The organism is Aminobacter anthyllidis (assembly GCF_018555685.1).
GTDB lineage: Bacteria > Pseudomonadota > Alphaproteobacteria > Rhizobiales > Rhizobiaceae > Aminobacter > Aminobacter anthyllidis.
Genome location: NZ_JAFLWW010000008.1, coordinates 120368 through 146343, shown reverse-complemented (window position 1 = coordinate 146343; position 25976 = coordinate 120368). Strand labels below are relative to the sequence as shown.

Genomic DNA, 25976 nt, shown 5'->3' with positions numbered 1-25976 from the left:
CCACCGGCATGGCCGCGGCTGCGGCCAATCCGTGCGAGCCGGAGATCCTGCGCGCCGCCGACCGCTATGGCGTACCGGTCGGCATTCTCTATGCCGTCGGCCTGACCGAGACCGGAAAGAAGGGCAGCTTGCAGCCTAACGCTTTGAACATAGAAGGAAAAGCAGTCTTCCCTCGAAGCGAGGCCGATGCCCTCGCCGCCTTCGAGACGGCCCGTGGCGAAGGCAAGACGCTGATCGACCTCGGCTGCATGCAGATCAACCACCGCTACCACGCGGCGGAGTTCCGTTCGGTGCGCGACATGCTCAACCCCCGCCTCAATGTCGACTATGCCGCGCGCTTTCTCGTCAGCCTTCACTCTCGTCACGAGTCATGGTCGATGGCCGTCGCCCGCTACCACGCCGGACCTAACAACGACCCCGCCCAGAAGCGCTACGTCTGTCGCGTCATCGCCAACATGGTCGCCACCGGCTTCGGCCGCTGGACCGAAAACGCCCGGACCTTCTGCAACCCATAGGCGTCCTACGCCAATCTGAATCGGACACGGGTCGCCATTCCCGCCCCTCATCACAGGCTTGAAACCGGATGCACGCATGTCGTGCAACCTGTTCAACCCACGCGATTCCAGACTCCCTAAAAAATAGCGGCAAGAATTCACGATTGGTCGCCTTGATCACGACCCATTACCGATTGGTTAACAGGGCATTTTTACTGATTCGGGGGCGGGATCATGATCGTAATCGTGGACGAGCGAGAGCTCGTCACCAACGGATATAATTCACTCTTCGACAGGGAAGGCGTGGCGTGCGCGGGCTTCCGCTCGGGCGAATTCGGCGAATGGGTCACCAGCGCTCCCGAAGAGGATCTGCGCTCGGTTCGCGCCTTTCTCATCGGTGACTGCAACGAAGGCTCGATCTCGCCGCGTCAGCTGCGCGACCGCTCCAAGGCGCCGGTCATCGCGCTCAGCGAACAGAACAATCTCGAAAACACGCTCAAGCTTTTTGAATCAGGCGTCGACGACGTCATTCGCAAGCCCGTCCACATCCGCGAGATCCTTGCCCGCATCTCGGCGATCCGCCGCCGCGCCCAGGAAGACACCGGCTTCACCGAGATCGGCGCGATGCGGATCTTCAGGGATGGCCGCGACCCCGAAATCGAGGGGCAGCCGATGCCGCTGCCGCGCCGCGAACGCCGTATCCTCGAATATCTGGCAAGCAACAGCGGCCGCCGCGTCACCAAGACCCAGGTTTTCAATGCAATCTATGGCGTCTTCGATGAAGAAGTCGAAGAGAATGTCGTCGAAAGCCACATCTCCAAGTTGCGCAAGAAACTGCGCGAGCGTCTTGGCCATGATCCGATCGATTCAAAGCGTTTCCTCGGCTACCGGCTGATCGTCTGATCAGCCTCGCGCAAGACATGCCACGTAACTTCACTAGCGTGGCATGAGATTTGAGGAGACCACCGATGAGCCTTTACGGAATGATGCGAACCGGCGTTTCGGGCATGAACGCCCAGGCGAACCGGCTGTCGACGGTCGCCGACAACATCGCGAATTCGAGCACGACCGGCTACAAGCGCGCCTACACCGAATTCTCGTCGCTGGTCCTGCCCAGCACGCCGGGCGCCTACAATTCCGGCGGCGTCACCACCAAGGTGCTGAACGCCATCGCCAAGGACGGCACGCTGCAGTACACGACGTCAGGCACCGATCTCGCGGTCCAGGGTAACGGCTTCTTCGTCGTCCAGGATGCGTCCGGCTCGCCCTACCTGACCCGCGCCGGCTCGTTCGTGCCCGACGGCCAGGGGCGCCTCATCAATGCCGCCGGCTACCAGCTGATGGGCTACAGCTACGCCAACGGCGTGCCTGCCGCCACCGCCAACGGTTTCGACGGCCTAGTTCCGGTCCAGATCTCCAGTTCCGAGCTTACCGCGCTGCCGACGAAGAACGCCACCTTCACGGCCAACCTGCAGAGCGACGCGGCCGTCGTGACCGGCCCGCTACCGAGTGGCAACGCCGCCGGCGCGACCTACACCTCCAAGTCGTCGATGGTCATGTATGACAATCTCGGCGCCAAGAAGATCGTCGACATCTACTACACCAAGACCGGCGCCAACACCTGGGACGTCGCCGTGTTCGATCAGTCCAAGGCGGCGCCTGGAACATCGTTCCCTTATGCCGCGGGCGGTCTCCTCACCAACAGCACGATGACTTTTGACGGTACCACCGGCAAGCTGACCAGCGCGGGCAGCCTCAGCTTTACCGTACCAAACGGTGCGCCGGTGAGCCTCGACATTTCCAAGATGACGCAGCTTGCCTCGCCCTACACCGTGACCAAGGCTGTCGCCGACGGCAATGGCCCGAGCACCATCGAGCGCGTCGAGATCGACACCGACGGCACCATGTACGCCCAGTACGCTGACGGCTCGATGAAGCCGCTGTACAAGATTCCGCTGGCCGACGTGGCGAGCCCCGATCGTCTGAACTCCCTTTCGGGTAACGTGTTCCGCGAAAGTGCCGACTCCGGCCCGGTCCAGATCGGCTTTGCCGACTCCGGCGGCCTCGGCAAGATGATCTCGGGCGCGCTCGAAAACTCCAATGTCGATATCGCCGAGGAACTCACCGCGATGATCGAGTCCCAGCGCAACTACACTGCCAATTCCAAGGTCTTCCAAACCGGAGCGGACCTGATGGATATCCTCGTCAACCTGAAGAGATAGGACTGACGGGCTTATCGCCCGCTGGAAAAACAACGCATGTCGCTGTCGTCTGCCATTAGCATCGCACAACAGGCGCTTCGCAATACGTCGCGCCAAACCAGCACGGTTTCGCGCAACGTCGCGGATGCATCGAACCCTGACTACGTGCGCCGCACAGCGGTGCTTGCCAGCACCGGCCCCGGCGCGCGCGTGGTCGAAATCCAGCGGGCTACCAACGAGCTGCTGTTCCGCCAGAACCTGTCTGCGCTGGCCGACTTCTCTGGCCAGAACACCCTTCTCGAAGGCCTGCAGAAGCTGTCGCTCGACGTCAACGGTTCCGACAACAAGGGCTCGGTCGCGACCGCGCTTGGCAAGTTCCAGCAGGCGCTGCAGCTTTACGCGGCAGCGCCTTCCAACCAGAACCTCGGCACGGCGGCGATCGACGCCGCCCGCCAGGTGGTGCGTTCGCTCAACGACGGCAGCGATGCCATCCAGCGTATCCGGACCGAAACCGACGGCGAGATCGCCACGTCGGTCGATGACCTCAACAGGCTGCTGGCCGATTTCGAGCAGGCCAACAAGGCGATCATCCAGGGCACCCGCGCCGGGCGCGACGTCAACGATTCCCTTGACCAGCGCGATGCCATCCTGAAGAAGATTTCCGAGATCGTGCCGATCTCGACCTTCAAGCGCGCTGACAACGACATGGTCATCACCACGGGTGATGGCACGACCTTGTTCGAGACGATCCCGCGCTCGGTCACCTTCACGCCCTCGGCCGGCTACTCCGCCGGCATGACCGGCAACAAGATATTCATCGATGGCGTGCCGCTCCAGCCCGGCACCGGCGCCAACACCGACGCCGGCGGCAAGCTTGCCGGCATGATCCAGTTGCGCGACAGCGTCACCACGACGATGCAGGCGCAACTCGACGAGATGGCGCGCGGCCTGATCACCGCCTTCTCCGAAACCGCGCCCGCGCTTGCCGACCAGGCAGGCCTGTTCACCTGGTCGGGTGGCCCGGCTGTCCCGCCGGCCGGCGTTCTGGTCAACGGTCTCGCGCGCTCGATCAAGATCAACCCCGCCGTCGACCCGGTTGTCGGCGGCAATCCCAAGCTGCTGCGCGACGGCGGCATCAACGGCGCGGGCTACGTCAAGAACCCCGCCGGCAACGCCTCCTACGCCGACCTGCTGATTTCCTACGGCAACCGCATCGATCAGACGATGGCTTTCGATCCGGCAGCCGGCATCGCCGTCAGTTCGAGCCTCAGCACCTTCTCCACCAACTCCATCGGCTGGTTCGAGGGCATGCGCAAGCAGGCCGACACCGCGGCCGAGACCAAGGAAGCGCTGGCCGTCCGCACCGCGGAAGCACTTTCCAACGAAACCGCCGTCAACGTCGACATCGAGATGTCGCTGATGCTCGACCTCGAGCACGCCTACCAGGCGTCGGCGCGGCTCATGAAGGCCGTCGACGACATGCTGGCCGCACTTCTGGCAGCGGTGAGATAGCACGATGAAAGCAACCTTCGTCTCCTCATCCGCGGTCACCAACGCCCTGCGCTACTCGATGCTGCGCCAGCAGTCGGAGCTCATCAAGGCGCAGAAGGAAGCCACCTCTGGCTTCGTCGCCGACACCGGGTTGGCGCTTGGCGCCCGCACCGCGCAATCGGTCACGCTCCACCGCGACTACGAACGTCTCGACGGCATCATCGATTCCAACGGCCTGGTGTCCTCACGTCTTGCGGCAACGCAGAAGTCGCTCAACGAGGTCGGCAAGGCAGCGCAGACCTTCCTTGCCAGCCTGACCAGCAGTGCCTCGGGAGACGCCGGTTACGCGCTCACCCAAAAGAGCGCGCGCGGCACGCTCGACACGTTGACCTCGGTGCTCAACACCAGCCTGAATGGCGAGTATCTGTTCGCCGGCACCAACACCGACGTGAAGCCGATCAACGACTTCAAGCCCGGCTCGCCGGCCAAGGCGGCATTCGACGCCGCCTTCCAGACGCATTTCGGCTTCACCCAGAACGATCCGGGCGCGCAGACCATCACTGCCGCACAGATGGACAACTTCATGACCACGGTCGCTGAGCCGATGTTCCTCGGCGCCGGCTGGCAGGCCAATTTCTCGAACGCCACGGACCAGGGCATCACCAGCCGCATCACCCTCAACGAAACAACCGAATCCTCGGTCAGCGCGAACAATATCGGCATCCGCAAGGTCGCCATGGCCGCCGCCATGCTCAGCGATCTGCTCGACTCGAATGTCGGCCAGGCCGCTCGCGGCGCACTGGTCACGCGCGCCGTCTCGACAATCGGCGCAGCCATCAGCGACATCGGCCAGCTCGAAGCGCAAACCGGTATCGTCGAGCAGCGTGTCACCAACGCCACCGACCGCATCAAGATGCAGATGGATCTGTTCGAGCGCCACATCATCAACACCGAGGGCGTCAACCCCGAAAAGGCGGCGACACGCGTCACCGATCTCATCTCGCTGATCGAAAAATCATACGCACTGACGGCACGCATCCAGAAGCTCAGCCTGATGAACTACCTCTGACGTGAACGGCAACAAACGGGACGCATATGTATCAATTCTCCTATGCCGACATTCAGACCGACTCCGTCGCCGACGCGCGGGACCGCGAACGTCAGCTTCTCAGCCGATCGATCGACATGCTGATCAAGGCCGGCGAAGCCGGAGCCAATACAAGTGAAGCAATCGCGGCACTGAACTTCACCAACAGGGTCTGGACCTCGCTGCTCGACGACCTCGGCAACCCTGAGAACGCGCTTCCCAAGGAACTGCGCGCCAACCTCATCTCGATCGGCTTGTGGATCCTGCGCGAGGGCGAGGATCTGCGCCAGGGCCGCACCGACAGCTTTGAAGGCCTGATCGAGGTCTCGCAGATCATTCGTGACGGCATCCAATGAAAAACACCCTGAAGATATCGCTGAAGGCCAACGAGAAGATCTACATCAACGGTGCTGTGGTGCGCGCTGACCGCAAGGTCTCGCTCGAACTGCTCAACGATGTGCAGTTCCTGCTCGAAAGCCACGTGCTGCAGCCCGAGCAGGCCTCGACCCCGCTGCGCCAACTCTACTTCATCCTGCAGGTGATGCTGGTCGACCCCATCGGCGCGGTCCAGGCGCGTGACATGTTCCGCCGCTCGCTGCCGCTGTTGCTCGCCACCTTCGACAATGCCGAGATCCTGTCGAGCCTCAAGCATGTCGACCGCCTCGTCGCCGAAGACCACGTCTACGAAGCACTGAAGACGATCCGTTCTCTCTACCCACTCGAGCAGCGCATCATCGCCGGCAACGATTCCCAGCCCGTCGAACGCGCTCGCGCAGCCGGAGGCAAATTCTGATGGCCGTTGATTTCTCCACCACCCCGCCCGTCGGCGCCAATACGGGCGCCAACAAGTCGACCGGCTCCAAGACCCAGGTCGACTACCAGTCCTTCCTCAAGCTGCTGATGGCGCAGATGAAGAACCAGGACCCGACCAAGCCGATGGAATCGACCGAGTATGTGGCCCAGCTCGCCACCTTCTCGCAGGTCGAGCAGTCGGTGCAGATGAACGCGCGCCTCGACCAGATCCTGCAGTCCTCGGCACTCGCCCAGGCCGACGCGCTGATCGGCCGCAACATCACCTCGGCCGACGGCAAGACGTCGGGAACCGTCACCGAGGTCCGCCTCGCCAAGGACGGCGTCACCGCCGTGCTGGCCGACGGCAAGACCGTCGCGGTCGTCGCGGGCGTCAAGGTCAAGGCCGCCGCGTGAACGAGGCCGATGCCCTCGACCTTGTCCAGTTCGCCATCTGGACCGTGCTGACCGCCTCCGCGCCCGCGGTGGCGGCAGCCATGCTGGTCGGCGTGGTCATCGCCCTGATCCAGGCCCTGACCCAGATCCAGGAAATCACCCTTACATTCGTTCCCAAGATCGTCGCCATCTTCCTGGTGGTGGCGCTGACCGGCCCGTTCATCGGCGCCCAGATATCCAGCTTCACCAACGTCATCTTCGAGCGCATCGAAAACGGTTTCTGACCGCGCGGGAAGCTGGCCTTCGAGCCGCCTCGCCTCAATGCCGCGCTGTGGCCCGCTGCCGAGCCGCCACTGGACCATGCCGGTTCCAGACAAATGGGTTCACCCCGCCGCGCGATCATGGTCTAGTCGTCCGACAACGATTCACACGAGGGGCACCCGGCTCGGCCGGCTTGGCGCATGGACGACGACCACCAGTACGAGCAAGGTTCGGCACTCGCGCCATTCAAGCACGGCATCTTCCGTTCCGTCTGGTTCGCCAGCCTGGCGTCGAATTTCGGCAGCCTGATCCAGTCCGTCGGCGCGGCCTGGCTGATGACCTCGATCGCCACGTCGTCGGACATGGTGGCGCTGGTCCAGGCCTCCATCTCGCTGCCGATCATGCTGTTTTCGCTCGCCTCCGGCGCGCTGGCCGACAGCTACGACCGCCGCCGTGTCATGCTGACCGCGCAATGCTTCATGTTTGCCGTCTCGGCGATGCTGACGCTGTTTGCCTATCTCGGCCTGATCACGCCGTGGCTCTTGCTCACCTTCACTTTCCTCATCGGCTGCGGCACGGCCCTCAACAACCCGTCCTGGCAGGCCTCCGTCGGCGACATGGTCCCGCGCACGGTCATGCCGGCGGCCGTCGCGCTCAATTCGATGGGCTTCAACATGACGCGCAGCGTCGGCCCGGCCATCGGCGGCATCATCGTCGCCACGGCTGGTGCGGCGGCGGCATTCGCCGTCAACACGCTGAGCTACTTCGCGATCATCTTCGTACTGTTCCGCTGGCGTCCTGAATACCCGGCAAACCCGCTGCCGCGCGAAACGCTCGGCCAGGCCATGGGCGCCGGCCTCCGCTATGTCGCCATGTCGCCCAACATCGGCAAGGTGCTGTTGCGCAGCTTCGCTTTCGGCTTCACCGCCGTCGTCATCCAGGCGCTGCTGCCGCTGGTTGCCCGCGATCTCGTCGCTGGCGGCCCTCTCACCTACGGCATCATGCTCGGCGCCTTCGGCATCGGCGCTGTCGGCGGCGCACTGATCAGCGGCCGCATCCGCAGCAGCATGTCGAGCGAATCCATCGTGCGCTCGGCCTTCCTCGGCTTTGCTTTATGCAGCTGGATCGCAGCCTGGAGCTCCAACGCCTGGCTCACCAGCGGCGGCCTGCTCATCGGCGGCGCTTGCTGGGTGCTGGCGCTGTCGCACTTCAACATCACCGTGCAGATGTCGACCCCGCGTTGGGTCGTCGGCCGGGCGCTGTCGATCTACCAGATGGCGACCTTCGGCGGCATGGCGCTGGGCAGCTGGATCTGGGGCCTCGTCGCCGAAAGCAACGGCGCTGCGACAGCCCTCGTCGCCGCCGGTGTCGTGATGCTGGTCGGCGCGGCGATCGGGTTCCTTTTACCGCTGCCCGAGCACACCGCACTCAACCTCGACCCGCTCAACCGTTTCCGCGAGCCGCATCTGGCGCTCGACGTCCGGCCGCGCTCAGGCCCCATCGTGATATCGATCGAGTTCATCATCCGCGAGGAGGACGTGCCGGCATTCCTCGATGCCATGACCGAACGTCGCCGCGTGCGCCGCCGCGACGGTGCCCGCAACTGGGTGCTGGCGCGCGACCTCGAAAACCCGGAGATATGGGTCGAGACCTACCACACGCCGACCTGGCTCGAATATATCCGCCACAACCAGCGCGCCACCCACGCCGACGCCGTCATCGGCGACAAGCTCAGGGCGCTTCACAGCGGCGCCCAGCCGCCACGCGTCCACCGCCTGATCGAACGCCCCACCAGCCTCGCCGCAGCGCTTGGCACCCACAAGGGCCACATCGAGCTGCATTGAGGGGTGGCGGATTGGCGCTAACGGTTGTGGGGACCTTGCATGTGAACAGGTTTTCCACGGGCAACGGGTTTTAGACGCGAACTTTTCCGCTAACCTTCACGGTCGCGATACGTCGCACCCCCCTCTGGCCTGCCGGCCATCTCCCCCACAAGGAGGGAGATCATGCCTTCATCCGCGCCTCGCCCAATCGCCAACGTAGCAAGGGTTGCCTTAGCTGCGTCGCAGGATGAGCGCCGCCGGCGACGAGACTAATCTCCCTCCTTGTGGGGGAGATGCCCGGCAGGGCAGAGGGGGGTGCGAAGGAACGTGACGCCAACGGTTTGCTTCGTAGGGCGCGACCGAACCACCCTTTGAACCCGCTCTCTGTCAGTATCTTTGTCACCAACCAGCGTGGATAGCCGCCCTCGTTTCTCCACGCCCTCCCAAACCTCCCATATCATTCCCCTCGCGATCTTCCACGGGACCCCGGTGCGCACCGGGCAGCGGGGGGAAGCGCCGGTGCCGGGCTGGCAGGAGGTCGGATCTCCTGCTGGGTGATGAGCCCCCAAGTCCGGGCCTTGCCGCGGCTGGCGGTGAAAGCCGAGGCGACTGAGCGGGGCAAGAACACCAGGCGGGCGCGAACGTCGCGCTACATGCATAAACTAGGAAGGAACGGCCTCGCGCCCCGCCTCCAGAACTACCTTCCAAGCGGGAGCGCTCTTTGACAATGGCCAGGCGCGAAAGCGAGCGTGGCGGTGAACAAGTGCGTCCCTTCTCCCCGTCACAATACGGGGAGAAGGTCCCGGCAGGGGGATGAGGGGCGGCTCAAACTTGCAAGATTTGGCTCTGCCCCTCACCCGACCGCCTCGCGGCCACCCTTTCCCCGTAACGGGGCGACGGGAAGGGCGCTCCCACCCTCGCGCAAGCTTGGCGCAATAGGGTCAACAGGCCGTGGCATTGGCTCGCGGCGGGATTCGATCGGAAGTATCAATGGCGATCAGCGAAACCATTTCAGGCGAAGGCTCGGCGAACAAGAGCGGACGCGACGTCTTCTTCGCCATCGGCATCGTCATCATCCTGGCGGTGCTGTTCCTGCCGATCCCGGCCTTCCTGATCGATGTCGGCCTCGCCTTCTCCATCGCCGTTTCGGTGCTGATCCTGATGGTTGCGCTGTGGATCCAGCGCCCGCTCGATTTCTCGTCCTTCCCGACGATCCTGCTGATCGCCACCATGCTGCGCCTGTCGCTCAACATCGCCACCACGCGCATGATCCTGTCGCATGGCAACGAGGGCACCCACGCCGCTGGTTATGTCATCTCCGGCTTTTCCAACCTGGTGATGTCCGGCGACTTCGTCATCGGCCTGATCGTGTTCCTGATCCTGATCGTGGTGAACTTCATCGTCATCACCAAGGGTGCGACGCGTATCGCCGAAGTCGGTGCGCGTTTTGCCCTCGACGCCATTCCCGGCAAGCAGATGTCGATCGACGCCGATCTCTCGGCCGGCATGATCGACGACAAGACAGCCCAGTTGCGCCGCCGCGAACTGGAAGAGGAAAGCTCCTTCTTCGGCTCGATGGACGGTGCCTCGAAATTTGTCCGCGGCGACGCCATCGCCGGCCTCATCATCACCGCCATCAACATCATCGGCGGCATCGCCATCGGCTACTTCCGCCACGACATGGGCATGGGCGAAGCCGCCGACGTGTTCATCAAGCTGTCGGTCGGCGACGGCCTGGTCACCCAGATCCCCGCCCTTATCGTCTCGCTCGCCGCCGGCCTGCTGGTCTCCAAGGGCGGCACCCGCGGCTCGACCAACCAGGCGGTGTTCGGCCAGCTTGGCGCCTATCCGCGTGCGCTCTACGTTGCGGCCGGCCTGCTGCTGCTGCTCGCTCTGCTGCCCGGCCTGCCGATGTTCCCGTTCATCACGCTTGCCGCCTGCATGGCAGCGCTCGGCTATGTCATCCCGCTGCGCCACAACCGCCGCGTCGCCGAAGCCGACGCCGAAAAGGAACAGGCTGAAGCCGACAAGGTCGAAGAAGAGAAGAATTCGGTCAAGGCATCGCTCGCCACCGCCGAGATCGAACTGCTGATCGGCAAGCAGCTGTCGACGCGCCTGCTCGCCACGCATCAGGAACTCGCCTTCCGCATGTCGAAGATGCGCAAGAAGTTCGCCACGCAGTACGGCTTCGTCGTGCCTGAAGTCAGGATGACCGACGATTTCTCGATCCCGCCCAAGAGCTACCAGATCAAGGTCCATGGCACCGTCGTCGCCGAATACCAGATGCGCGTCGGCGAGATCATGGTGCTGCTCGGTTCGCGCGAGCTGCCTGACATTCCAGGCGAAGAAGTGCGCGAGCCGGCCTTCGGCATGCGCGCCTTTTCGGTGCTCGATTCCTTCGCCGAGGATCTGAAGCGCGAGCAGTTCACCTTCGCCGACAACATGTCGGTGCTGTTGACCCATCTCTCCGAAGTGATCCGCAACAACCTGCCGCAGCTCTTGTCCTACAAGGACATGAAGGCGCTGCTCGAACGACAGGATCCCGAATACCGCAAGCTCGCCGACGAGATCTGCACCTCGCACATCACCTATCCGGGCCTGCAGGCAGTGCTCAAGCTGTTGCTCGCCGAGCGCGTCTCGATCCGCAATCTCCACCTCATCATCGAAGCCATCGCCGAGATCTCGCCGCATGTGCGCCGCACCGAGCAGATCGTCGAACATGTCCGCATCCGCATGGCGCAGCAGATCTGCGGCGACCTGAGCGAAGGCGGCGTGCTCAAGGTGCTGCGTCTCGGCAACCGCTGGGACCTCGCCTTCCACCAGAGCCTCAAGCGCGACGCCAAGGGCGAAGTGCGCGAGTTCGACATCGACCCGCGCCAGCTCGAGGAGTTCGGCCAGGACGCCTCCAAGGCGATCCGCACCCATCTCGAAACCGGCGAGCGTTTCGTCATCGTCACGGCACCCGACGCACGTCCTTATGTCCGCATGATCATCGAACGGCTGTTCCCGACACTGCCGGTGCTCAGCCATGTCGAGATCGCCAAGGGCGTCGAACTGCGCGTGCTCGGTACCGTCTCATGAATGCTGCCGCGCAAGGGATGGTCCTTGCGGCGTTCCTCGCCTTCTGTCGCATCGGCGGCTGCTTCATGCTGATGCCCGGAATCTCGAGCGTGCGCGTGCCCATGCATGTCAGGCTGTTCGTCGCCGTTGCCGCCACCGGCGGGCTGTTGGTCCATCTCTGGGACCAGATCTTTCCCTTTGTCGACGCCCGCCCCGGCATACTGATGCCGATGATCGCGTCCGAACTTTTGATCGGCGGCATGATCGGCCTGATGGCAAGGCTCTACATCCTGGCGCTGATGTTCATGGGCTCGGCGATCGCCATGCTGATCGGCTTCGGCGGCGTCGGCGGCCACGCCATCGAAGAAAACGAACCGCAGGGAGCCCTCGCCTCGATCATCTCGATCTCCGCGCTTCTTTTGCTGTTCACCTTCAATTTCCACCACGAGATCGTCCGCGCGCTGGTTGCTTCCTACCAGGTCGCGCCGGTCAACATGTTCTTCAATCCTCAAGCGGCTCTGGTCGACATCACCGACACGCTGTCTGAGAGCTTCATGGTCGTGCTCAGGCTTGGCAGTCCGTTCATCGCCTATGCCATCCTGATCAACCTGACGATCGGCTTCGTCAACAAGCTGACGCCGCAGATCCCGGTCTACTTCATCTCGCTGCCCTTCGTCGTCGCCGGCGGGTTGATCCTGATCTATTTCGGCATCGCCACCATGCTCAGCCTGTTCGCCGACGGCTTCGTCGACATCACCGTGGGGAGATAGGCATGGCGTCGCGCCGGGATCGTCTGAAGAAGCTGGTGGTCGTGCAGGAACAGCTCAAGGCGCTGCACGAAACCCGCCATGCCGGCTTTGTCGCCAACGCGATCGCCGCCGAAGCCGAGGCGCAATCGCTGTCGGCCAGCTTCGACAACACCGACGGCATCTCGCAACTGTTCCCCGAACTCTACCATCGCCGCATCAAGGCGGCGATCGACAAGAAGCAGCTCAACCTCGGCCTCGCCAATGTCGAGATCGGCAAGATCGCGACGGCCACCGCCCGCACCAACATGGTCGAGCGCGCCTATCGCGATGTCCGCCGCCAGGACGAGCGCGACAGCGCCGACCGCGAACGTCTCGAAATCATTGAAAGAAAGTCGGCTGACGACAAGTAAGGTTGCCGCAAGCTTGACCCGCCACAATCAGCAGTAACGTAAACCCCGGAAAGGCGAGCCAGATTTGGCCATCTCCCCACCCAGCGACATCATTCTGGACGTTGCCAAGGCTGTCGAGCCGGCCGGCCTCCAGGCTGCGCGCACGGCACTCGCCAACCGGACAGCCAACACAGCCACGTCAGGTGCCTTCTCGCTCACCGAGGCCGAAGTTACCGGCGGCGTCGCGCGCCAGCTGGACAGAACATCGGCCGACGCCTCGATGAAGAAGTTCGAGGCGATGGTGCTGCAAACCTTCATCGGCAACATGATGCCGAAGAACACCGAGAGCGTTTACGGCAAGGGCATGGCCGGCGACATGTGGAAATCGATGATGGCAGAGCATCTCGCCAACCAGACGGCCGAAGCCGGTGGCATCGGCATCGCCAGGACGGTGATGCGCGACCACTACATCAAGGACGAAAAGGCGGTGCCGGTAAGTGGCGTCTCCGGCGGCCCCGAAAAGGCTGCGCTCGACGAACAAATGAGCCAGGCGACCGCGCTCATCCAGGAATTGCAGCGGAAGATGGTGAAGTCGCTCGGAAGCGACGAGGCCGCCTCCGTCACTGACACAAAATCGTAGAGGATAAGATATGTCGGATCTCTCCGAATACAGGCTGAACCTTCCAGCGCCGGCCGAATTCATCGACACCGCGGCCCGCCCGGGCAATGTCGCGGCCATCATCAGCCGCATCGAAGACGCGGTCGAGGAAGAAACCGCCGCGATCCGCACCGACATACATTTCGACATCAAGGCGTCGAACGCACGCAAGAGCCGCTATCTCTATGAACTGACCCGCGCCACCAAGGGCCTTGTCGAAGGCGATTTCCCGGGCGAGCTCAAGGTCGGCGTCGAACGCCTGCGCGACAAGCTCGTCGCCAACGAGCGTGCGATTCTTGCCCATCTCAGCGCCGTCAGCGAAGTCGCCTCGCTGCTCCGCGACGCCATCCAGCGCTCGGAAGCGGACGGCACCTATTCGGCCAACGAATTCGGGTGGGCGCGGTGATCAAGTTCATCGCGGCGGCGCTGTGGATTGTCGCCGTGACCCTCGGCGCGGTCTTCTATTCATTCCAGGCCGCCGCCAACCTGCCGGCGTCCGAGGAGCAGAAGCCGCTGCTCGGCGGTCTCGACTACGTCAAGACAGACGTCATCTCCGTGCCGCTGCTCAAGGGCGAGCGCGTGCATGGCTACTTCCTGACGCGCCTCGTCTATACGGTCGAGCCCAAGGAAGTCGCCAAGATGTCGGTGCCGATGGACTCGCTGCTCGTCGACCAGGTTTATTCGTATCTCTACGGCAATCCGCAGATCGACTTCACTGACTACGAAAAGCTTGATCTCGACGGCTTTCGCAACGGCATCCGCGACAGCATCAACACGCGCGTCGGTTCGAAGCTGATCCACGAAGTGATGATCGAGCAGATCGACTTCCTGACACCCGATGACGTCCGCGACAACGCGGTGCGCCAGCGTGAATCGGCAGCTGCCGCGGCAGCGACTGATGCCGCAAAGCCGGCAGAGGCAACCCCGGCCAAGGCACACTGAACCCTGCAGGCAGCTAGTTTGGCTGCCTCGGGGCACAAGTTCAAGTGGCCACCACCAGTCAATTCAACGTTGACGTAAACGTAAGACGCCAGCTATAGGCAATGCAGTCCTGTGACATGCCGGCTCGTCCGGATTGGTCCGGGGAGGCCGGGCGCCAAGCGCCTTTCAGGAACAGACCAGGAGAGAGCCATGAGCATTCAGGCAATCGCAGACAAGATCAAGGCGAAGGTAGAGAGCGCCGGCTTTGACCGCTCGATCAAGTTCGACACCGGCGGCGACGGCGTCATCGTCATCGACGGTGCAACCCTTTCGACCACCGACGGCCCGGCCGATTGCACCATCAAGCTGTCGCTCGACGATCTCGAGTCGCTGATCGCCGGCGACCTCAACCCGACGATGGCGTTCATGACCGGCAAGATCAAGGTCGAGGGCGACATGTCGGTGGCCATGAGCCTGAGCCAGCTGCTCTAAGCCACGACGCAAAATCATCCAACGGAAAGGCCCGGTGTCACAACCGGGCCTTTTTGCATGCGAATTCCGCTCGCTTCGGTTGAAAGCGCAATGCAACGGCAATGGTCAAGGTCCACACCCCGGACAGGGACGTTTCGTTGTGGAGCTTCATATGAACCGAAACCGATTGGCCGCATTGGCTGCGACCCTGTGCGTGGCGGTCCTCGCCGGCTGCGTGGACGACCGGTATGGACCTCGCGACTGGGATGGTCCGCGCCATGGGCCACGCAACTGGGATGGTCCCAGAAACGGCCCCCGCAACTGGGACGGCCCACGCGGGCCGCGCAACTGGGATGGGCCACGCGAATACCCCCGCCATGGCCCGCCGCCGCGTCCGCGCGGCGAACCGCTCGACTGCAGAGGCGGACCGGCGACGACGCCGTCGCCCGATTGCATCGATCGCCCGAGAGCACGCCGCTTCGCCGACGACTGACCAGAAGGCCGGGCTATCCCGGCCTTTTTCGTTTCGTGAGGGCCAGCGGTCTGGCTGGGTCCGAGCCGGTAATGTCCCCACAACAATTGGAGTCCACACCGCCCCGGTCAGATCCACCCGGAGTGTCATGTGAACCGAAATCGACTCATTGCCCTGGCTGCGACCCTGTGTGCAGTAGCCCTCACCGGCTGCGTGGATGATCGCTACGGCCCGCCGCGCTGGGACGACACGATCTACCCACCGCGCCATGGGGACCACCCGCGCTATCATCCGCGCCCGCCGGTCCCGCCAATGCCACCGCGCCCACCCCGTGCACCACGCCCGCCATTTTCGGAGCCGGTCTTCTGCACCCAGGAGTATGGCCGGCCTCGGCATCCGGATTGCGATGACAGGCGGCGGCCACGCCATGGCGGCGACCGCTACTACACCTACGAGCAGTGACGGATGGCGCCGTGTCCCACGGGGTACGGCATTTCACAGCAATCCCATAGCCGACGTGGAGTCGAAGGTGAGACGAAACCGCCTTGCAGCAATGGCAGTGGTAGTGGCTTGCGTGATGCCGTTGTCGGGCTGCGGCTACCTTGCCTCGACTATCGGAATGGACGATGGGCACGCGGCGCAGCAAGAACGGCCTTCGAGACTGCCGCTGTCGCCGCAGCCCTCGATCGCTTGCGTCAAGGACAGGACGCCGTCGCCGACCTGTTTTCCGGCGGCTCCAGGCCGAATGTCGGCCTGGAAATGACTTGAGTACCTGATTGCCTCAGGCAGCCGGAGGGGACGCTCCGATCAGAGCGCCACGCGTCCTGCGGGACGCCCAAAGGATGTACTGACGCTGTCCGTTGCCACATCGCTCTTTCCGAAAGCCGAATCTGACTTGCGAACCGAGGCGCCGAGCTTGCGGCCGGCAGCCTTGAGCACGCCCTTGGCGTCGTCCAGCGCTCCAGGCACGAGTTCCAGCGCCAGGAAACGGTCGCGCTCGTAAGGGCCCGGCATCGAAAGCTGTCCGGTCTTCTCAGTGGTGAAGCCGAACCGCGCATAATAAGGCGCATCGCCGACCAGCAAAATGGCGCGGTGACCAAGCCGGCCAGCCTCGGCAATCGCCTGGCGCATCAGCGCCGAACCGATGCCGGCACCCTTAGCCGACGGATCGACAGCGAGCGGGCCTAGCAGCAGCGCAGTCGGACCGCCCTCACCCAGGCGCACATCCCACAGCCGCACGGTACCGACGAGCGAGCCCTCTTCAGTGCGCGCGATCAACGCCAGGCCCTCGGACGGGCGGCGGCCCCGCCGCAGCTTCTCCGACGACTTCTTGCGCCGCTTCGGGCCCATGGCACGGTCGAGCAGCGCCTCGCGAGCGGCGACGTCGGCAGGGTTTTCAGCCACGATCAGGATGTCGGGCGAGGTCTCGATGGTTTCTTTTTCGGTATGCATGTCCGTGATCCTTCACGAGCGGAGAACTGGTCCACAAGCGAACCCGTGCGGGCGCCGATTGCGCCCGCGCCGGGGTGATCTGATCAACTCTTGCGAGCCGTCAGATCACGTAGGATCGGAGGGGCTCGAAGCCGTTGAAGGCGACCGATGAATAGGTCGTCGTGTAGGCGCCGGTGCCCTCGATCAGCACCTCGTCGCCGATGGTCAGCGACAGGGGCAGCGGGTACGGCGTCTTTTCGTACATGACGTCGGCCGAGTCGCAGGTCGGGCCGGCGAGCACGCAAGGCGACTTCTCATCTGCGTCACGCGCCGTCACGATCGGGTAGCGGATCGCCTCGTCCATCGTCTCGGCGAGACCGCCGAACTTGCCGATATCGAGGAACACCCAGCGCACATTGTCGTTGTCGGCCTTCTTCGAAATCAACACGACTTCCGACTTGATGACGCCGGCGTTGCCGACCATGCCGCGACCCGGCTCGATGATGGTCTCCGGGATGTTGTTGCCGAAGTGCTTGGACAGCGCGTCGAAGATGGCCTGGCCATAGGCCTGGGCCGCCGGCACGTCACGCAGGTAACGCGTCGGAAAGCCACCGCCCATGTTGACCATGCCGAGCGTGATGCCTTCTTCGGCGAGCTTGGCGAACACCTTCTTGGCGTCGGCCAGCGCACGATCCCAGGCGGTCAGGTCAGTCTGCTGCGAGCCGACATGGAACGACACGCCGTAGGCGTCGAGGCCAAGCGACTTGGCAAGGCGCAGCACGTCGACGGCCATGTCAGGCACGCAGCCGAACTTGCGCGACAGCGGCCATTCGGCACCTTCGCCATCGGTCAAGACGCGGCAGAACACACGGGCGCCTGGAGCGGCGCGCGCAACCTTCTCGACCTCTTCGACGCAGTCGACGGCGAACAGGCGAATGCCGAGCTCGAAGGCACGCGCGATGTCGCGCTCCTTCTTGATGGTGTTGCCAAAGGAAATGCGCTCAGCCGGAGCGCCGGCATCCATGGCCATCTCGATTTCGGCAACCGAAGCCGTGTCGAAGGACGAGCCCATGCCGGCAAGCAGGCGCAGGATCTCAGGCGCCGGATTTGCCTTCACCGCGTAATAGACCTTGGACTCCGGCATCGCCTTCTCGAAGGCGCGGAAATTGTCGCGCACGACATCGAGGTCGACGACGAGGCAAGGGCCGGACGGGCGTCGGGTGGCGAGGAAGTCGAGGATGCGCTGAGTGGCCATAGGTCTCTCCATCGCGCGGTCCTGCCGCGCAAAAAATCATCAAGCTGCGGGACGGCCGTTCCCGGCCGCGGAATCCCGCGGTGGACAAAGACATGACCGCTATTTGATGGAACCAGCCTGTGGAGACCCTGGAACCATAAATGCGCTTCACGCGGCGGTGAACCTAAGCCAGCCCGGCTTCGGTTCGCTTTGTCTGCCTTGGCTTGGAAATGGGAAGACCCGTTCCGCACTGCCGGCAATGAAGGTGTGCCTCTTCAGTAACCCCGGCTTTTGGACAGCCGGAAGAGAACCAGAAAGGCCCGCACCGTCGTTGCTTCAAGGTGTCCTCGATTTTGCGGTTGGCCGCTAAATCGACTGGAGGGGTTAGCTCCAGTTACCTTACCGATTTCCTCGCCATTCGAGGGATCGGCGGACACCCACAGGCACGTGCGACTTTGGGCAAGCGCGGATATATGGCTCGCGACCGTCACAATCAATTAAAATCTCATAGTGGGTTGAAAAAATTCAAACGCTGAACAATCTTGGAGATATCGTAAACAGGTTTCGAACGATGGCTGGTGCGCCCAAGTCCTTCAACGCGTTTCTCGACCTGCCGCAAGTACCTGTTTTCAATTCGGAAACCGGCCCTTTGGCGGGACTGCGGCTGGCGGTCAAAGACATTTATGATGTCGCCGGCTACCCAACCGGCTGCGGCAACCCTGAAAAGGCGGCCAGCGCCGATCCGGCCATAAAAACCGCAGCTCCGGTACAAATCCTGCTCGATGCCGGCGCGCGATTCGTCGGCAAGACCCAGACCGACGAACTCGCCTTCTCGCTGATGGGCCAGAATGCGCATTTTCCGCACCCGATCAACCCGGCAGCATCGAACCGTGTCACCGGTGGCTCGTCATCTGGCTCGGCAGCAGCGGTGGCCGGCCAGCTTGCCGACATCGCCATAGGCTCCGACACCGGCGGCTCGATCAGGGCGCCGGCGAGCTTCTGCGGGCTGATCGGCCTGCGCACCACGCATGGGGTGATTTCCCTCGATGGCGCGATGAAGCTGGCGCCGAGCCTCGATACCTTCGGCTGGTTCGCGCGGGATATCGACATCTACGAGACAGTGGCGAAGCTGCTCATCGGCGAGGACGCCCATCGCGGCCAACTCACACGGCCTGTAGGGCTCAGCTGGCTCGACAGCCTGCCGACCGGCCCGAATGAGGTCGCCGAGTACAAGCGGATGCGCCAGCATGCCGATATGGCCCTTGGCCCGGTTGCCAAGGCCGGCCCCCTCTCCTTTTCGCCCGACGAACTCTACTGGTGTTTCCGCAAGGTCCAGGCCTACGAGGCCTGGCAGCAGCATGGCGCCTGGATCTCTTCTGGAGATCGCGGCCTTGGGCCGGGCGTCAAGGAACGCTTCGAATTCGGTGCCACCATCTCCGCGGCCGACTATGCCGCGGAGATCGAAAAACGCGACGCGTTTCGCCAGGAGCTCACGGACCTGCTCGGCGCTGACGGCGTTCTGGTCCTGCCGACGGTGCCGGGAGCAGCCCCCCTGGCGAGCGGCAGCCATGACGAGCTTCTGGCCTATCGCGAGCGCGCCCTGATGCTGCTGTGCCTGTCCGGCCTGTCGGGGTTCCCCCAGATCACCCTGCCCATCGGCGCCGTCGACAGCGCGCCATTCGGGCTCTCGCTGCTCGGCCCGGCCGGCAGCGATCTGGCGCTGATCGAACTCGGACGCCGCGTGCTCGACGCCGCTCGCCCAAAGGACTGATGTCATGGACACACTCACCCGCATGCGCGCCTTCATCGACGTCGTCGAGGCCGAGGGCTTTTCGGCCGCGGCGCGCAAGATCGGCCGCTCCAAGGCGTTGCTGTCCAAATATGTGCGCGAGTTGGAAGACGAGCTCGGCGCGCTGCTGCTCAACCGCACGACAAGGCAGTTCTCGCTGACCGAGGCCGGCCACACCTATTATCGCCGCGCCTCGGAGATCATCCGCGAGGTCGACAGCCTGGCGGACGCGGTGCGCGAATCCTCCGGCGACGTGCGCGGCCGCGTCAAGCTGTCGGCGCCGCGCACCTTCGCCGACGCGCCGATCGGCCGCTCGTTGATCGACTTCGCCAAGGCGCACCCCGACATCGTGCTCGAAATCCATCTCGACGACCGTTTCGTCGATCTAGTCGAGGAAGGTTTCGACCTCGCCATCCGCATCTCCAGGCTCGAGAACTCGTCGCTGATCGCCCGGCGCCTGTCGCCGTTCGGCATCCGGGTCTGCGCCTCGCCCGGGCTGATCGAAAAATACGGCATGCCCAAACGGCCGGCCGATCTCGCCAATGTTCCCTGCATCATCGATACCAACGGCCGCTACATGTCGAACTGGCCATTCTCCGGCGAGACCGGGGACATCATGACCGTGTCGGTATCAGGCCCGATGGAGGTCAACAGCCCGATGGCGGCGCGGGCCGCGGCCGTTGCCGGCCTCGGCTTTGCCATCCTGCCTGATTTCATTGCCGCTCCCGACCTCGACTCGGGCAAGCTGGTGCCGGTGCTCGACGACCGCCGCCTCGGCGGCGGCGGCATCTTCGCGGTCTACCCGCACCGGCGCTATCTGCCGGCGAAGATCCGGGTCTTCGTCGACTTCCTGGTGCAGTGGTTCAAGACCAATCCTTGCGACCATGCCGTTTAGTTGAACCGCGGCTGTCCCACTTTCGCCCGGTTTCTGATAATTGTCGGCATCACCCAACAGGTCGGCCTGCCGGAGCTATGATTCTGAAAACACCCACGACGATGCTGGCCACGGCGGCGGTGGCCCTGCTGGCCATGACGGCGCCGGCGAGCGTTCATCCGCACGTCTTTGCCGAAGCGCGGCTCGACGTCGTGCTCAATCCCGACAAAACAGTGAAATCGCTCAGGCACCTGTGGCGGTTCGACGACCTGTTTTCCAGCACGGTGCTGATGGAGTTCGACAAGAACTCCGATCTCAAGCTCGACGACAGCGAGCTGGCGGAGGTGTCAAAGACGGTTTTTGAATCGATCGGCGAGTACAATTATTTCCAGGTCGTGACCGTGGACGGCAAGGATGTCGCGATGAAGCCGCCGGCCAATCTGGTTGCCAATTTCGAGGACCAGCAGCTCATCATCCTGTTCGAGACCGAGCCTAAGGAGCCGCTGAAGCTTGCCGGCAAGATCGATTTCGGCGTCTACGATCCGACCTTCTATACCGCGATCGATTTCACCGAGGACTCCAACCTCAACGTCGCCGGCCTGCCTTCGACCTGCAAGCAGACCGTCATCCGTCCAGATCCGGACGAGGCGATCGCGCAGAACCAGTCGAAGCTGACCGACGCGTTCTTCAACGATCCGTCGGGCACGGACATGAGCAAGATTTTTGCCACGCGCCTGGAATTGAACTGCCAAGCCAAGGGGTGATGCAGTGAAGAAGACGACCATCCGCGTGATCTTCGCGCTCCTGGCGCTCAGCTACGTGCTCAGCCATTTCGCGGTCCGGGCGCACGCCCAGAGTTCGCTCGGCATCGGCACCAACGAAGCGATGGTGCCTTCGACCGGCATGTTCTCCGAGCTGCTCAACTGGATCAACGTGCATCAACAGCAGTTCTACCGCTCGCTGACCGGCTCGCTGAAGGCGATGCGCGACGGTGAGAGCGGCGGCATCTGGGTGCTGGTCGGGCTGTCATTCGCCTATGGCATCTTACATGCCGCCGGCCCTGGCCACGGCAAGGCGGTGATCTCGTCCTACATGCTCGCCAACGAGGTGGCCTTGCGCCGCGGCATCATGCTGTCCTTCGTCTCGGCCTTCCTCCAGGGTGCCACCGCGATCGTTTTGATGACGCTGGTGTTCCTCGTCCTGCGCGGAACCTCGGTGTCGATGACCAATGCGACATGGTTCCTGGAGACGGTGAGCTATGCGCTGATCGCCGCCTTCGGTGCCTGGCTGCTGTGGAAGAAGCTCAAGCCGATGGCATTCCTGGCCGGCGCGGCCCCGGTGCACAGCCTGTCTGCCGCCCATGTTCATGCGCATGATCATCATGATCACGACCACGCCACCTGCGGCCACGACCATTCGCACGATCACCATGATCATGCGCACGGCGACAGCCACGCACATCATGACCACACGCACGAGCATCACGCTCACGATCATGGCCATGGCCACCACGCTCACGCCGTGGGCGAAGTCTGCTCGACCTGCGGCCATTCGCATGCGCCCGACCCGAGGATGCTGGAAGGCAAGCACTTCGATTGGCGCACGGCGTGGTCGGCGGTTGCCGCCGTCGGTATCCGCCCCTGCTCCGGCGCGCTGATCGTGCTCAGCTTCGCCTTCCTCAACGGCCTGTGGGCCGGCGGCATCCTGTCGGTCTTCGCCATGGCGCTGGGCACGGCCATCACCGTCTCGGCGCTCGCTGTCCTTGCCGTGACGGCCAAGAACTGGGCGGTCGCCATCGCCGGCGACGGCCGCGCCGGCAACCGCGTCCACAACACGATCGAGATCGGCGGGGCAGCGCTCGTCATGCTGCTTGGCCTGGTCTTGCTGGCGGCAAGCCTGAACGCCTGAGGCCCGCGAGCCAGCCTACGGATTCTTGTTGCGCTGGCTGCGGCCGCGCAGCCAGAACACGCCGAAAAAGCCGAGCACGAACAGCACCGCAACGACGCCCGCTGCGACCGTCGAATAGTCGCCGACCGCCAGCATGACCTTGGGCAGGTAGAATGCGGCGACGCCGAAGATGATCATGATCCATGCGGCGGCGACGGCGGCGTGGCGGGTCTTGGTGTCCATCGGCGTGGCCCTAACATCTCGTTGCGTCCGGACCGCGCCCGGCAAGGTTCAGCTACATAACGCCCGTTGGTGTTTCAGCCAACGCGCCAGCGCAGGTTCCTTTGTCGCATGCCTTGCCGTTGGAGCCTAAAAGTTGTCCGCGGACAACTTCAGGCGCCTAACTCGGCACGAAAGTCTTCGAGCTTGCGCTTCTGCTGGCCTGCCGCATCGAAATTGGCCGGATCGAGCCAGGCGTCATAGGCCTCGAGCAATGCCGGCCACTCCTTGTCGATGATCGAATACCACGCCGTGTCGCGGTTTTCGCCCTTTGTCACCATGTGCTGGCGGAAGATGCCCTCGAACTTGAAGCCGAAGCGTTCCGCCGCCCTTTTCGACGGTTCGTTGCGGTTGTTGCACTTCCACTCGTAGCGGCGATAGCCAAGTTCGAAGATGTAGCGCGCGAACAGGAACTGCGCCTCGGTCGCCGCCGGTTTGCGCGAGACGATGTCGCTCCAGTAGATGTTGCCGATCTCGATGACGCCGAAATTCGGGTCGATGCGCATCAGCGTCTGGCGCCCGGCCATCTTGCCGCTCGCCTTGTCGATGACGACGAAGAACAGCGGATCTTCGCTCGCCGCCGACTTTTCGAGCCAGGGCTGGAAGTCGGCCCGGGTCTGCGGCTTGGTGTCGAACAGCCAGCGGAAGCGGCCTTCGGCATCCTGGGCGGTCGCCATCTCGTAGAGGCGTTCGCCGTGTTTTGCCGCATCAAGCGGTTCGAGGCGGACATAGCGTCCCTCAAGGTTGATACGCTCGGGACGCGGCCGCGGCTTCCAGTCCTGCAGGTTCTCGGACAAGGACGTCTCCAATTCGTTTGACATGGTCGCCCCAATTCTCGCAAAAATCGGATGCCCCCAACAGAACCAGACGGATAACCGGAATGCTCCACACGATTGCCGCCTTCGACCGCCTCGGCGAGGAAAATGCCTTCGCCGTATTGGCCCGCGCCACGGCCTTGCTCCATGAGGGGCGCGACATCGTCAATCTCGGCATCGGCCAGCCCGACTTCCGTACGCCCGAGCATATCGTCGATGCGGCGATCAAGGCGCTGCGCGACGGCCACCACGGCTACACCCCGGCCAACGGGCTTCTGGCGACGCGTGAGGCGGTGGTGCGGCGCACGCTTGCGACCACCGGCGTCGAGGTCTCGGCTGAGAACGTCATGATCATGCCCGGCGGCAAGCCGACGATGTTCGCCGCGATCCTGATGTTCGGCGAACCCGGTGCCGAAATCCTCTATCCCGATCCCGGTTTCCCGATCTACCGCTCGATGATCGAATTCACCGGTGCAACGCCCGTGCCGGTGCCGATGCGCGAAGCCAACGGCTTTGCCTTCTCGGCCGAAGAAACGCTTTCGCTGATCACGCCGAAGACGCGGCTTCTGATCCTCAATTCGCCGGCCAATCCGACCGGCGGGGTGACGCCGCGCGTCGAGATCGCCAAGCTGGTCAAGGGGCTCGAAGCCCACCCGCATGTCGCGATCATGTCCGACGAGATCTATGACGTCATGACCTATGACGGCGAAAGCCACACGTCGCTGCTCAGTTTCCCCGAAATCCGCGACCGGCTGATCATCCTCAACGGCTGGTCGAAGACCTGGGCGATGACCGGCTGGCGCATGGGCTGGTCGATCTGGCCAAACGGGTCCGGGAGCGGCAATCTGTACGACAAGGTGCGCAAGCTCGCTGTCAATTGCTGGTCCTGCGTCAATGCACCGAGCCAGTTCGCCGGCATCGCCGCGATCGACGGCCCGCAGGATGACGTCGAGCGCATGATGCGCGCCTTCGACAACAGGCGCAGGATCGTCGTCGAGGGACTGAACGCCATCCCGGGCATTTCCTGCGTCACGCCGAAGGGGGCTTTCTACGCCTTCCCCAACATCAGCCAGACCGGCTGGAAGGCCAAGAAACTGGCCTCGGCCTTGCTTGAGGACGCCGGCGTCGCCCTGATCGGCGGGCCTGATTTCGGCATCCTCGGCGAAGGCTACATCAGGCTGTCCTACGCCAACTCCGAAGAAAACATCCTGCGCGCGCTGGAACGTATCGAGGCGTTCCTGGCGAAGTAGCTGATCCGAGCGACGATCGGAAGTTGTGGCGGCGTGGACGTCGTAGCGCGAGTCAAGTATTGATCGTGCCCGTGATCATTGCCACGGGGGAGATCGCTATATGTCCGACGGCGCTGTACTTGCAGCCAGGGTTCACTGGGCGTGGTTGCGTAATGCACAGTTCGACATCAGCTTCATCCTTGGTCTCCCTGCCCTGGCGATTTCCATCGGACTTATCGTTGTCTGGCAACCCAACCTTTTCGTACCAATTTTGATTTTCGACCTGTGGTTCCTCGGCTATCACCACGTCATCGCTACCTACACTCGGCTATGTTTTGATCGCAAAAGCTTCTCCGAACACTGGCCGCTTCTGGTTTTTCTCCTACCCCTCGTCGCCGCAGGAACTTTGGCCATCGCCTATTACCTCGGCCTCTGGATCATCGTTTCGATCTACTTCTATTGGCAGTGGTTTCACTACACGCGGCAAAGCTGGGGAATATCTCGAGCTTACCGCGGTAAAGAGAGGTCTGCGCTGTATGAAGACGGCTGGATCGACCAAGCCGTTTTCTACGCACTGCCGGTCCTCGGAATACTTAGCCGCTCACATCAGGATCCCGGTCAGTTCATCGGACTGGAGTTGCGGGTCATCCCTGTGGCAGCCCCGATGGTAAGCGTCGCCGCAGCAGCCGCAGTCGCATTGATCGGTTATTGGGCTCTACGCCGATTTCAGGCCTGGCGCGAGGGCAGGCTGGCGGCAGTTCACACACTGTACATGCTCACCCATTTTACGATTTTCGTTGTCGGCTATCTGGCAATCGAGGACGTCACCTACGGCTGGCTGGTGATCAACATCTGGCACAACGCCCAGTACATTTTGTTTGTTTGGATGTTCAACAATCGCCGCTTCAAGAACGGCATCGACCCCGATGCCCGCTTCCTTTCCTACATTAGCCAGCCGGGCCGTCTGTGGCTGTATCTGGCGACATGCGTGGTGATCACTGGCGTCATCTACTGGGCATTGCTGGGTGCGCTGGACGCTTGGTTTTTTGCCGGTCTGTCGGCAACGATCGTGCTCTACCAGATCGTGAACTTTCATCACTACGTCGTTGACGCAAACATCTGGAAAGTGCGCAAGGAACCTATCAGGAGAACACTCGGCCTCCAGGACTGACGTAG

The 25976-nt window shown here is 63.2% G+C and carries 27 protein-coding genes; 23 read left to right on the top strand and 4 right to left on the bottom strand.

Annotated elements, in window-relative coordinates:
- Window positions 1-8: 8 nt before the first annotated feature.
- The 17 genes from J1C56_RS24670 (at window position 9) to J1C56_RS24590 (ending at window position 14811) form a co-directional block, all read left to right on the top strand.
- Complete coding sequence (locus tag J1C56_RS24670) at window positions 9-515, top strand: transglycosylase SLT domain-containing protein (RefSeq protein WP_246591898.1); 507 nt, start codon at window positions 9-11, stop codon at window positions 513-515.
- 213 nt (window positions 516-728) lie between these two features.
- On the top strand, window positions 729-1397 hold the full coding sequence (locus J1C56_RS24665; protein WP_214392648.1) for a response regulator transcription factor: 669 nt from the start codon (window positions 729-731) through the stop codon (window positions 1395-1397).
- Between the two features lie 65 nt (window positions 1398-1462).
- The gene (locus tag J1C56_RS24660) at window positions 1463-2716 is read left to right on the top strand and encodes a flagellar hook protein FlgE (RefSeq protein WP_214392647.1); all 1254 of its coding nucleotides are present in this window, start codon (window positions 1463-1465) and stop codon (window positions 2714-2716) included.
- Between the two features lie 36 nt (window positions 2717-2752).
- Window positions 2753-4207, top strand: a complete 1455-nt coding sequence (gene flgK / locus J1C56_RS24655; RefSeq protein WP_214392646.1) for a flagellar hook-associated protein FlgK — start codon at window positions 2753-2755, stop codon at window positions 4205-4207.
- Between the two features lie 4 nt (window positions 4208-4211).
- Window positions 4212-5255, top strand: a complete 1044-nt coding sequence (locus J1C56_RS24650) for a flagellar hook-associated family protein (protein WP_214392645.1) — start codon at window positions 4212-4214, stop codon at window positions 5253-5255.
- A gap of 26 nt (window positions 5256-5281) precedes the next feature.
- Window positions 5282-5629, top strand: coding sequence for a flagellar biosynthesis regulator FlaF (gene flaF, locus J1C56_RS24645; protein ID WP_214392644.1), 348 nt, complete (start codon window positions 5282-5284; stop codon window positions 5627-5629).
- Complete coding sequence (gene flbT / locus J1C56_RS24640; protein WP_214392643.1) at window positions 5626-6066, top strand: flagellar biosynthesis repressor FlbT; 441 nt, start codon at window positions 5626-5628, stop codon at window positions 6064-6066. Before flaF ends, flbT begins: the two co-directional genes overlap by 4 nt.
- Window positions 6066-6479, top strand: coding sequence for a flagellar hook assembly protein FlgD (gene flgD / locus J1C56_RS24635; RefSeq protein WP_214392642.1), 414 nt, complete (start codon window positions 6066-6068; stop codon window positions 6477-6479). Before flbT ends, flgD begins: the two co-directional genes overlap by 1 nt.
- Window positions 6476-6742: a flagellar biosynthesis protein FliQ gene (gene fliQ, locus J1C56_RS24630; protein ID WP_214392641.1), complete on the top strand. Its 267-nt coding sequence runs from the start codon at window positions 6476-6478 to the stop codon at window positions 6740-6742. The genes flgD and fliQ overlap by 4 nt, the downstream gene beginning before the upstream one ends.
- 177 nt (window positions 6743-6919) lie before the next feature.
- A complete protein-coding gene (locus J1C56_RS24625; RefSeq protein WP_214392640.1) occupies window positions 6920-8563 on the top strand; it encodes an MFS transporter in 1644 nt (547 codons plus the stop codon).
- Window positions 8564-9532: 969 nt separating this feature from the next.
- On the top strand, window positions 9533-11623 hold the full coding sequence (gene flhA, locus J1C56_RS24620) for a flagellar biosynthesis protein FlhA (protein ID WP_214392639.1): 2091 nt from the start codon (window positions 9533-9535) through the stop codon (window positions 11621-11623).
- A complete protein-coding gene (fliR, locus tag J1C56_RS24615; protein ID WP_214392638.1) occupies window positions 11620-12372 on the top strand; it encodes a flagellar biosynthetic protein FliR in 753 nt (250 codons plus the stop codon). The genes flhA and fliR overlap by 4 nt, the downstream gene beginning before the upstream one ends.
- A gap of 2 nt (window positions 12373-12374) precedes the next feature.
- Window positions 12375-12761 carry a hypothetical protein gene (locus J1C56_RS24610; RefSeq protein ID WP_214392637.1) on the top strand — a complete coding sequence of 129 codons (387 nt, stop codon included), beginning with the start codon at window positions 12375-12377 and terminating at the stop codon, window positions 12759-12761.
- 64 nt (window positions 12762-12825) lie between these two features.
- Complete coding sequence (locus tag J1C56_RS24605; protein ID WP_214392636.1) at window positions 12826-13380, top strand: rod-binding protein; 555 nt, start codon at window positions 12826-12828, stop codon at window positions 13378-13380.
- Between the two features lie 10 nt (window positions 13381-13390).
- A complete protein-coding gene (locus J1C56_RS24600; protein WP_214392635.1) occupies window positions 13391-13804 on the top strand; it encodes a hypothetical protein in 414 nt (137 codons plus the stop codon).
- Window positions 13801-14340 carry a hypothetical protein gene (locus J1C56_RS24595; protein ID WP_214392634.1) on the top strand — a complete coding sequence of 180 codons (540 nt, stop codon included), beginning with the start codon at window positions 13801-13803 and terminating at the stop codon, window positions 14338-14340. Before J1C56_RS24600 ends, J1C56_RS24595 begins: the two co-directional genes overlap by 4 nt.
- 132 nt (window positions 14341-14472) lie before the next feature.
- On the top strand, window positions 14473-14811 hold the full coding sequence (locus tag J1C56_RS24590; protein WP_338001503.1) for an SCP2 sterol-binding domain-containing protein: 339 nt from the start codon (window positions 14473-14475) through the stop codon (window positions 14809-14811).
- 1258 nt (window positions 14812-16069) lie between these two features.
- Here the strand turns inward: J1C56_RS24590 and J1C56_RS24585 are convergent.
- On the bottom strand, window positions 16070-16714 hold the full coding sequence (locus J1C56_RS24585; RefSeq protein ID WP_214392632.1) for a GNAT family N-acetyltransferase: 645 nt from the start codon (window positions 16712-16714) through the stop codon (window positions 16070-16072).
- A 100-nt stretch (window positions 16715-16814) separates the two neighbouring features.
- The gene (gene odc2 / locus J1C56_RS24580) at window positions 16815-17948 is read right to left on the bottom strand and encodes an ornithine/lysine decarboxylase (RefSeq protein ID WP_214392631.1); all 1134 of its coding nucleotides are present in this window, start codon (window positions 17946-17948) and stop codon (window positions 16815-16817) included.
- A 550-nt stretch (window positions 17949-18498) separates the two neighbouring features.
- On the opposite strand from odc2, the gene J1C56_RS24575 reads away from it, so the two are divergent.
- The 4 genes from J1C56_RS24575 to J1C56_RS24560 all read left to right on the top strand — a co-directional run bounded on the left by J1C56_RS24575 (window position 18499) and on the right by J1C56_RS24560 (window position 22498).
- The gene (locus J1C56_RS24575) at window positions 18499-19698 is read left to right on the top strand and encodes an amidase (protein WP_214392630.1); all 1200 of its coding nucleotides are present in this window, start codon (window positions 18499-18501) and stop codon (window positions 19696-19698) included.
- A 4-nt stretch (window positions 19699-19702) separates the two neighbouring features.
- The gene (locus J1C56_RS24570) at window positions 19703-20611 is read left to right on the top strand and encodes a LysR family transcriptional regulator (protein ID WP_214392629.1); all 909 of its coding nucleotides are present in this window, start codon (window positions 19703-19705) and stop codon (window positions 20609-20611) included.
- Between the two features lie 77 nt (window positions 20612-20688).
- Complete coding sequence (locus tag J1C56_RS24565; RefSeq protein ID WP_214392628.1) at window positions 20689-21354, top strand: DUF1007 family protein; 666 nt, start codon at window positions 20689-20691, stop codon at window positions 21352-21354.
- 4 nt (window positions 21355-21358) lie between these two features.
- The gene (locus tag J1C56_RS24560; protein ID WP_214392627.1) at window positions 21359-22498 is read left to right on the top strand and encodes a nickel/cobalt transporter; all 1140 of its coding nucleotides are present in this window, start codon (window positions 21359-21361) and stop codon (window positions 22496-22498) included.
- A 15-nt stretch (window positions 22499-22513) separates the two neighbouring features.
- Here the strand turns inward: J1C56_RS24560 and J1C56_RS24555 are convergent, their stop codons facing one another.
- The gene (locus J1C56_RS24555) at window positions 22514-22720 is read right to left on the bottom strand and encodes a hypothetical protein (protein WP_214392626.1); all 207 of its coding nucleotides are present in this window, start codon (window positions 22718-22720) and stop codon (window positions 22514-22516) included.
- 149 nt (window positions 22721-22869) lie between these two features.
- On the bottom strand, window positions 22870-23577 hold the full coding sequence (locus tag J1C56_RS24550) for a GNAT family N-acetyltransferase (RefSeq protein ID WP_246591896.1): 708 nt from the start codon (window positions 23575-23577) through the stop codon (window positions 22870-22872).
- A gap of 59 nt (window positions 23578-23636) precedes the next feature.
- Here J1C56_RS24550 and J1C56_RS24545 point away from each other — a divergent pair, with 59 nt between their 5' ends.
- Together J1C56_RS24545 and J1C56_RS24540 are read left to right on the top strand one after the other, a co-directional pair.
- The gene (locus J1C56_RS24545) at window positions 23637-24821 is read left to right on the top strand and encodes a pyridoxal phosphate-dependent aminotransferase (RefSeq protein ID WP_214392625.1); all 1185 of its coding nucleotides are present in this window, start codon (window positions 23637-23639) and stop codon (window positions 24819-24821) included.
- Window positions 24822-24921: 100 nt separating this feature from the next.
- Complete coding sequence (locus tag J1C56_RS24540) at window positions 24922-25971, top strand: hypothetical protein (protein WP_214392624.1); 1050 nt, start codon at window positions 24922-24924, stop codon at window positions 25969-25971.
- Window positions 25972-25976: the final 5 nt, after the last annotated feature.